This is a genomic window from Niabella hirudinis, from assembly GCF_051201075.1.
Taxonomy (GTDB): Bacteria; Bacteroidota; Bacteroidia; order Chitinophagales; family Chitinophagaceae; genus Niabella; species Niabella hirudinis.
On sequence record NZ_JBPEHJ010000016.1, the window covers coordinates 92,936 to 100,009 of the forward strand.

The window sequence follows — 7,074 nt, forward strand, 5'->3', positions numbered from 1 at the left end:
TAGATATTATTGGTAATTTTTTATAGACTGCTCTTCTGCCAACTGTCCGTCTTTGGTCATTTTCCAGGATGAGGATTTGCCGGCGCTTTGCATATAATATAGCTGCTCATCTGTGATATTTTCCGGGTCGATATACCAACCCAGATGTTTTGCGGTAAAATTTCCTGCAATACGTATCCCCGTATAAAAATTGACTTCGAAACCCAACTTGGGATACAGGGGCTTGTAAAGCGCAAATGTGGTATCGATCTCTGCCAGGTAAATATCTGCCGCAAGTTCATTTTCCCAGAATTTCTTTTCCCAGCGGATTACGGTGCTTTTTAGCGGATAAGTATCCGGAATAGATTCGATATCTAATGCCAATCCCACCTTGGTTATCGCGTAAATATTGTTGTGTAGATGGCGGATCAGGGTTTTCATAAAATCCGCCGGTGTATCCGGGTTGGGAATTACATCCGGGTCTGTTAGAACATAGTACCCCCGCCCGTATCTGCGTTGCAGATCATCGCTTTTAAAGAAAACATCATGCCCTTCATTTGCTGGCATTTTTTCGATGGTGATTCTGTCTTTTATTTCTTCATAAAAATGCAGCAGGGGAGGGTACGATGAGCAGTTGTCAACGATGACAATATTAGAGAAATGCCGTTCTTCCAAAAAACGGATCAATGATTTTAATGTAGCCAGCTGATTATAATTGATAATGATAACTGGAATGGTATGCGGATTTTTTCTTTGATGTAAAATATGGCGGGCGTAATTGTAGTAGAAAAACATCCGGAGACGGCGCAGCTTTTTTTTTATAGATATTTTCATTAATGATAAATGTGTTGGGAGCCTGTTAAGTTTGATTTTTTAAAAATGCCATCTAAAATTTGGCGGCGGGTACCCGTATTGTTTTATCGGAAACTTTTTTCGGCGCGATAAGATTAATATCTTCTAAAGGTGGGTCATTAAATATGTTTTTGATCCAGCTGGTAAAACTATACTTTTTTTTGATCTGTGATGGCAGTGCAGTATAGGGAGTCTCAATGAAGTCGTACAGTTCGCTATAATTATCGTTGAGAATAAAGATGTTTTCGGGAGTATAAAAATCGTAGTTGACAACATGTACATTTGTTGTGATTAATTTTTTTTCATATTTGATGCTTTCGAAAATTCTATAAGAAAGCCCTGTGTGCTGATCTAATGCAAAATCCAGGAGAATGTTTGTTCGTTCAATGCGTTGCTGATGCGCTTCAAATGAAATGGTTTCCGTAAGGCAGGTGACGGCTGCCTCCAATTCAGGAGTTATATGCCGGCGGTTGGCCTGATCAAAAACTAGATCAATTTTGTGATTAAAGCCCATTTTCGCAAGATATTGCTGCAGTCTCAGAATCTCTTTTGTCCGGAGTGCCTCAAAAGATCCCAAATAATAAAGCTGATAACCGGGAGTGGGGCATATACCCTTACCGCCGGATTCGGGGTAGTCAAAATAGCAGTTGGGCATAAACCTTACATTGTTGTATGCATATTTTTGTGCATCTTCCGGATCGAACACAAAAAAGCGATCAAAATGCGCAATTCTCCGGAAGATTTTTGGATATCGGTGCATTCCGTCAAAATGAAAGCTGATCATTTGGTCGGCTACGCTTTTAATCAGATCCAGTTCTTTAATGCTTAAAAAATCAGCTCTTATGATGAGCGCGTAGTCGAAGCGCTTTTTTATATCAGCGGTTTTCAACCGGTGCCGGAGAAAGTGTTCTTCTCTGAGCCCTTGTTTGTAGGTTCTGTCGTTCCAAAAAGTCTTTCTAAAAAAATTATAAATCTTTTGCCCCGGGTTCTGATATCGAAAAGGAGGAATATCCTGGTTCAGCGTTGTAACGGAAAATCCACAGAATTGCAGGTTTTTCTCGAAGCAAGAAATTAAATTGATCCAATCTGGTGCAAATAATAACACTCTTTTCATGTCGGTATATCGCTCGGTGCTCGTTTAGAATGACTGCCTGGCCGCTGACCCCTGTTTTTCCTTTGACTGGTCGCAGACCTTTTACCTATAGGTAAAACGCACAAAGAAGCAAAAAACGCAACAGCGCAGGGTTATTTTATATTTTTTTAACAGATTTTATCAGGCTTTTGCCGGTGAATAGAAATCCGGAGATTGGGCAACCGTTTTTCTCGTAACTTTGCGCGTTTTAATTCATGAACGCGGATGAAGCAAAAAAAATTCAGTCGGTTATTTAAGTATATTGGTTATTATAAGTGGAAGATTATCCTGTATATCTCCATTACTATTTTAGCTTCTTCGCTATCAGTAGTATCTCTAACGATGTTGGCGCCGCTGATGTCGCTCATTTTTAAAGTAGAGGGATTTGGCGGCCAAACCTTGCTGAACAAGATCCCCGGTGGGGATTATATTGGTGCAGAATTGGCAAAATTGGTGAGCAATGGCCAGCAAATGCATGCGGTATTTCTCTGTTGCCTGTTGGTGATCATCTCCGTTTTTCTGAAAAACCTGTTGCTTTATGTGTCTTCCCTGATTTCGGTACCGGTAAGGAGCTCCATCATTATTCACCTGAAAAATGATCTTTACGCCAAAGTGCTGGGCCTGCCGATGGGCTATTTTTCCGAGCAGAAGAAGGGCGATATCATGAACCGTATGACCAACGATGCCGCCCTGGTGGAAAGTTCTATTGTAAACACTATGGAAGGACTGATCAAAGATCCCGTGATGGTGATCAGCTACCTGGTGTCGATGGTTGTCATCAGTCCCAGTCTATCAGTGTTTTTACTGATCCTGTTGCCGGTGACGGCCTTTATTATCGGGCGCATCAGCCGCACCCTTAAAAAGCAAAGCAATGCGGCATCGCTGCGGGTGGGAGATACCCTGTCGATATTAGATGAAACCCTTACAGGCATCCGCATTATTAAAGCATTTACGGCTGAAAAAATCCTGAACAACCGGTTTGTGACCCTCAATAATACTTTGCTGGGCATCAATAAAAAAATGGCGGCCCGCCGCGACCTGGCATCGCCCCTTACGGAGTTGTTGGGCGTAGCGGTACTTTGTGTGATCATTTATTTTGGCGCCAATCTTATCCTAAATGGTAATTCGCTGGAGCCCGGAGGCCTCATCGCATTTATTGCCATGTTTGCCATGATGATTAACCCGGCCAAGTCGCTGGCTGCCTCTTTCTTCAGGGTGCAGGAGGGGGCTGCGGCCATCGAGCGCATCGAAGCCTTATTGACTACGCCGGAAACCGTTGAAGATACTGGCACCCAAAGCCTGGACACGTTTAATGAAGGCATTGAATTCCGGAATGTATCCTTTGCGTATAACGACACGCCCATCCTCAAAAATATCAACCTGTTTATCCCCAAGGGGAAAACCGTAGCGCTGGTGGGCAGCAGTGGTGCGGGCAAAAGCACGCTGGCCGACCTGGTACCCCGTTTTCATGATGTAAGCTCGGGCGAGATCCTCTTTGACGGCGTCAATATTAAGGACTACAGCATCGAATCCATCCGGAAACAGATTGGTATTGTAAGCCAGGAACCCATCCTGTTTAACGATACCATCGGCAATAATATTAGCCTTTCCGACCCGGATGCGCCCCTGGGTGAAATTGAAAGCGCTGCTAAAATCGCCAATGCCTGGCGGTTTATTGAGCAAAAACCCGAAAAGCTGGATACCAATATCGGCGACCGGGGCGCCAAATTAAGCGGGGGCGAAAAACAACGGTTGACCATTGCACGGGCTGTTCTGAAAAATCCGCCCATCCTTATTTTGGATGAAGCTACTTCCTCGCTGGATACGGAAAGCGAACGGCTGGTGCAGGACGCTATTAATAATATGATGAAGAACCGGACCTCGCTGGTCATTGCCCATCGCCTCAGCACCGTACGCCATGCCGATGAGATCATCGTGCTCAATAAGGGACAGATTGCCGAGCGCGGCTCGCATAAAACATTAATGGAAATTGAAGGCGGCATTTACCGGAAACTGGTGGATATGCAGGAGATGGTTTAGACCCGATGTTTCATGTTTGAAGTTTAAAGTTTCAGGTTGGTTCCTGCGTTGGGCTTGGGAGTTGTGGGCTTATAGCTGAAAGTTGTTCAAAGTTTCAGGTTCATCCGTTCAGGAAGATGAACGGGGTACCCCGAAGTGGTTTCAGGTTTGGTCGGTTTAAGGTCGTTGAATAGGGTTGATGGTGGTTTAAGATGTTTTGGGCAGCACCTGGCTTCTCCGGCCACCCCCGAAATTTCGGCGCTCATTTCTGATATCTAACATCCGATGGTTTTGTACCATTAACATGCTCATTATGAATGTATAATGATCGGAGATGAAAAATCAGAAATCAGAAATCAGAAATCTCAAATCTCTTCCTTACCTTTGCGCTCCCAATTAGTTCTTTTATGGTTCCTGTGCCGGTAAATCCGGTGTAAAACAGGGCTGAGGAATTTGGGAGTTTCGGTTATTGCCGAGACGTTTGAACCAATAAATCGTATAAAATGGCAAAAGAAATCTCTGGCTTTGTAAAGCTACAGTGTAAGGGCGGTCAGGCCAATCCTGCGCCTCCAATCGGGCCGGCGTTAGGTTCCAAAGGTGTAAACATCATGGAATTCTGCAAACAATTCAACGCCCGCACGCAAGACAAAATGGGAAAAGTACTTCCCGTATTAATCACCGTTTACAGCGACAAAAGTTTTGAATTTGTAATCAAAACTCCTCCCGCAGCCATTCAGCTGATGGAAGCCGCTAAAATTCAAAAAGGTTCTAAAGAAAGCAACCGCGCCAAGGTAGGTAAAGTTACCTGGGAGCAGGTGGAGGCTATTGCAAAAGACAAAATGCCCGATCTGAACTGCTTTACCGTTGATGCCGCCATGAAGATGGTTGCCGGTACTGCACGCAGCATGGGACTGAATGTTGAAGGAAAAGCCCCGTGGGAAAACTAAATTCCCGCCCCTTTCCCCCGGAGGGAAATGGGAAATCTTTTTAAAAAGAACCAATAAAAGAATTTAAAATGGCATTCATTAGTAAAAAAAGAAAAGTTGCAAATGCAAAGGTAGACGCTAACAAGGCGTATTCCCTGAAAGAAGCCTCTGCATTGGTAAAAGATATAAGTGTAGCGAAGTTTGATGCTTCTGTTGATCTGCACGTACGTTTGGGTGTAGACCCTAAAAAAGCGGACCAGGCAATTCGTGGTACCGTAACATTACCACATGGAACCGGTAAAACAAAAAGAGTATTGGTATTGTGTACCCCCGATAAGGAAACGGACGCCAACAATGCAGGTGCTGATTATGTGGGCCTGGACGAGTTTATTCAAAAAATTGAAGGTGGCTGGACAGATGTGGACGTAGTGATTGCTACTCCGGCTGTAATGCCGAAGATCGGTAAACTGGGTAAGATCCTGGGACCTCGCAACCTGATGCCCAACCCCAAAACCGGAACCGTTACCAACGATGTGGCCGCTGCTGTTACCGAGGTAAAAGGTGGTAAAATTGCATTTAAGGTAGATAAAGCAGGTATTGTGCATGCTTCTATCGGCCGTGTAAGCTTCAGCCCCGAAAAGATTGCTGAAAACGGCCAGGAGCTGTTGAATGCGCTCATTAAGGCAAAACCCACTACCGCAAAAGGCACGTATTTAAAAGGCATCAGCATGGCGAGCTCTATGGGCCCCGGTATTGCCCTGGATACAAAATCTTTTGTACAGTAATCGATCGGGTATAACCGGTTGTAATTTTTAAAATCAGTCAAACCGCAATAAAATGACTAAAGATCAAAAAAATGAAGTAATTGAGGTGTTGAAGGGCAAGTTCTCTCAATACAGCAACTTTTATATAACAGATACCGAATCGCTTACTGTAGAACAGGTAGGTAAGCTGCGCCGCGCATGTTTCAATAAGAATGTGGAAATGAAAGTGGCCAAAAATACCCTGATCAAAAAGGCGCTGGAAGCACTGGACGCGGAAAAATATGCCGGGGTATATGATTCCCTGCATAAGGTAACGGCCCTGATGTTTTCTGAAAATCCCAAGGAGCCTGCTGTAATCCTGAGCTCTTTCCGTACGGAAGCTAAAAAAGAAAAGCCGGAGCTGAAACTGGCCTTTATTAATGGCGATCTGTATACCGGAGACAACCAATTGGCTACCCTGGTTAAGATCAAAACGAAGAATGAACTGATCGGTGAAGTGATCGGCCTGTTACTGTCTCCGATTCAGCGCGTAATTGGTGCATTACAAAACCGCCCGGAAGCTGCTGAGGCAGCGCCTGTAGCTGCGGAAGCTCCTGCTGCTGAGGCGGAAAGCGCAGCAGCCCCTGAAGCAGACGCTCCGGCAGCGGATGCTACTCCGGCAGCTGAGTAATCAATCTATTGTAATATAGTCACGACCTATATTTAATAAACAAACAATTTTTTTAAACCCGCCGTCGGATCGGTCCCGATCAATACCGGGACGTGAAATGAAGACGGTAAAAATTAAAACAAAATGGCAGACATTAAAACATTAGCAGAAAGCCTGGTAGGTTTAACTGTAAAAGAAGTACAGGAATTAGCAGATTTCTTAAAAACAGAATATGGCATCGAGCCTGCTGCAGCTGCGGTAGTAGTAGCTGGCGGTGGCGAAGGTGGTGCAGCCGCTGCTGAAGAAAAAACAGCGTTTGACGTAATTCTGAAGAGCGCAGGCGCTTCTAAACTGAACGTTGTGAAGATTGTTAAAGATCTGACCGGCTTAGGTTTGAAAGAAGCAAAAGAACTGGTAGACGGTGCTCCGAAACCAGTAAAAGAAGGTATCTCTAAAGCTGAAGCTGAAGATATCGCTGCTAAACTGAAAGAAGCAGGTGCTGACGTAGAAGTAGCTTAATTCTTTTGTAAAGAATAAGTGTCCCATAAGGTCTCCGGATCTTATGGGACTTTTTTTTGAGGATGCCGCAGAGGCTCAGAAACACAGAGGTTTTTCTTATTGCCACAGAGGCTCAGAAGCACTGAGGTTTTTGTTATAGGACACTGTTTCATAAAGTGTGTAAGTTAAAATCGAGTCTTACTGGGATCGATTTTTTAACTTTAAACACAATATGCACAAATGAAAACGGAAGAT

At 44.2% G+C, this 7,074-nt stretch carries 7 protein-coding genes; 5 read left to right on the plus strand and 2 right to left on the minus strand.

Translation table 11 applies throughout. The features are described from left to right. Positions 1 to 6 precede the first annotated feature (6 nt). Together GGU45_RS20305 and GGU45_RS20310 are read right to left on the minus strand one after the other, a co-directional pair. Complete coding sequence (locus GGU45_RS20305) at positions 7 to 813, minus strand: glycosyltransferase family protein (protein ID WP_435227905.1); 807 nt, start codon at positions 811 to 813, stop codon at positions 7 to 9. Between the two features lie 52 nt (positions 814 to 865). Further along, positions 866 to 1,945: a WaaS/CpsH family glycosyltransferase gene (locus GGU45_RS20310; protein ID WP_492226445.1), complete on the minus strand. Its 1,080-nt coding sequence runs from the start codon at positions 1,943 to 1,945 to the stop codon at positions 866 to 868. 243 nt (positions 1,946 to 2,188) lie between these two features. Here GGU45_RS20310 and GGU45_RS20315 point away from each other — a divergent pair, with 243 nt between their 5' ends. The 5 genes from GGU45_RS20315 (at position 2,189) to rplL (ending at position 6,840) form a co-directional block, all read left to right on the plus strand. Continuing rightward, positions 2,189 to 4,003 (plus strand): ABC transporter ATP-binding protein, encoded by a 1,815-nt coding sequence (locus tag GGU45_RS20315; protein WP_435227908.1) that lies wholly within the window; start codon positions 2,189 to 2,191, stop codon positions 4,001 to 4,003. A gap of 482 nt (positions 4,004 to 4,485) precedes the next feature. Beyond that, a complete protein-coding gene (gene rplK / locus GGU45_RS20320) occupies positions 4,486 to 4,929 on the plus strand; it encodes a 50S ribosomal protein L11 (RefSeq protein ID WP_223707974.1) in 444 nt (147 codons plus the stop codon). A gap of 68 nt (positions 4,930 to 4,997) precedes the next feature. After that, complete coding sequence (gene rplA, locus GGU45_RS20325; protein WP_435227910.1) at positions 4,998 to 5,693, plus strand: 50S ribosomal protein L1; 696 nt, start codon at positions 4,998 to 5,000, stop codon at positions 5,691 to 5,693. A 52-nt stretch (positions 5,694 to 5,745) separates the two neighbouring features. After that, positions 5,746 to 6,342, plus strand: coding sequence for a 50S ribosomal protein L10 (gene rplJ, locus GGU45_RS20330; protein WP_435227912.1), 597 nt, complete (start codon positions 5,746 to 5,748; stop codon positions 6,340 to 6,342). A 123-nt stretch (positions 6,343 to 6,465) separates the two neighbouring features. Next, the gene (gene rplL, locus GGU45_RS20335; protein ID WP_435227914.1) at positions 6,466 to 6,840 is read left to right on the plus strand and encodes a 50S ribosomal protein L7/L12; all 375 of its coding nucleotides are present in this window, start codon (positions 6,466 to 6,468) and stop codon (positions 6,838 to 6,840) included. Positions 6,841 to 7,074 lie beyond the last annotated feature (234 nt).

Bases quoted from the DNA above. Each gene is read 5' to 3' on its own strand.
- GGU45_RS20305 (WP_435227905.1), bottom strand. From the start codon at position 813: ATGAAAATATCTATAAAAAAAAAGCTGCGCCGTCTCCGGATGTTTTTC.
- GGU45_RS20310 (WP_492226445.1), bottom strand. From the start codon at position 1,945: ATGAAAAGAGTGTTATTATTTGCACCAGATTGGATCAATTTAATTTCT.
- GGU45_RS20315 (WP_435227908.1), top strand. From the start codon at position 2,189: ATGAAGCAAAAAAAATTCAGTCGGTTATTTAAGTATATTGGTTATTAT.
- rplK (WP_223707974.1), top strand. From the start codon at position 4,486: ATGGCAAAAGAAATCTCTGGCTTTGTAAAGCTACAGTGTAAGGGCGGT.
- rplA (WP_435227910.1), top strand. From the start codon at position 4,998: ATGGCATTCATTAGTAAAAAAAGAAAAGTTGCAAATGCAAAGGTAGAC.
- rplJ (WP_435227912.1), top strand. From the start codon at position 5,746: ATGACTAAAGATCAAAAAAATGAAGTAATTGAGGTGTTGAAGGGCAAG.
- rplL (WP_435227914.1), top strand. From the start codon at position 6,466: ATGGCAGACATTAAAACATTAGCAGAAAGCCTGGTAGGTTTAACTGTA.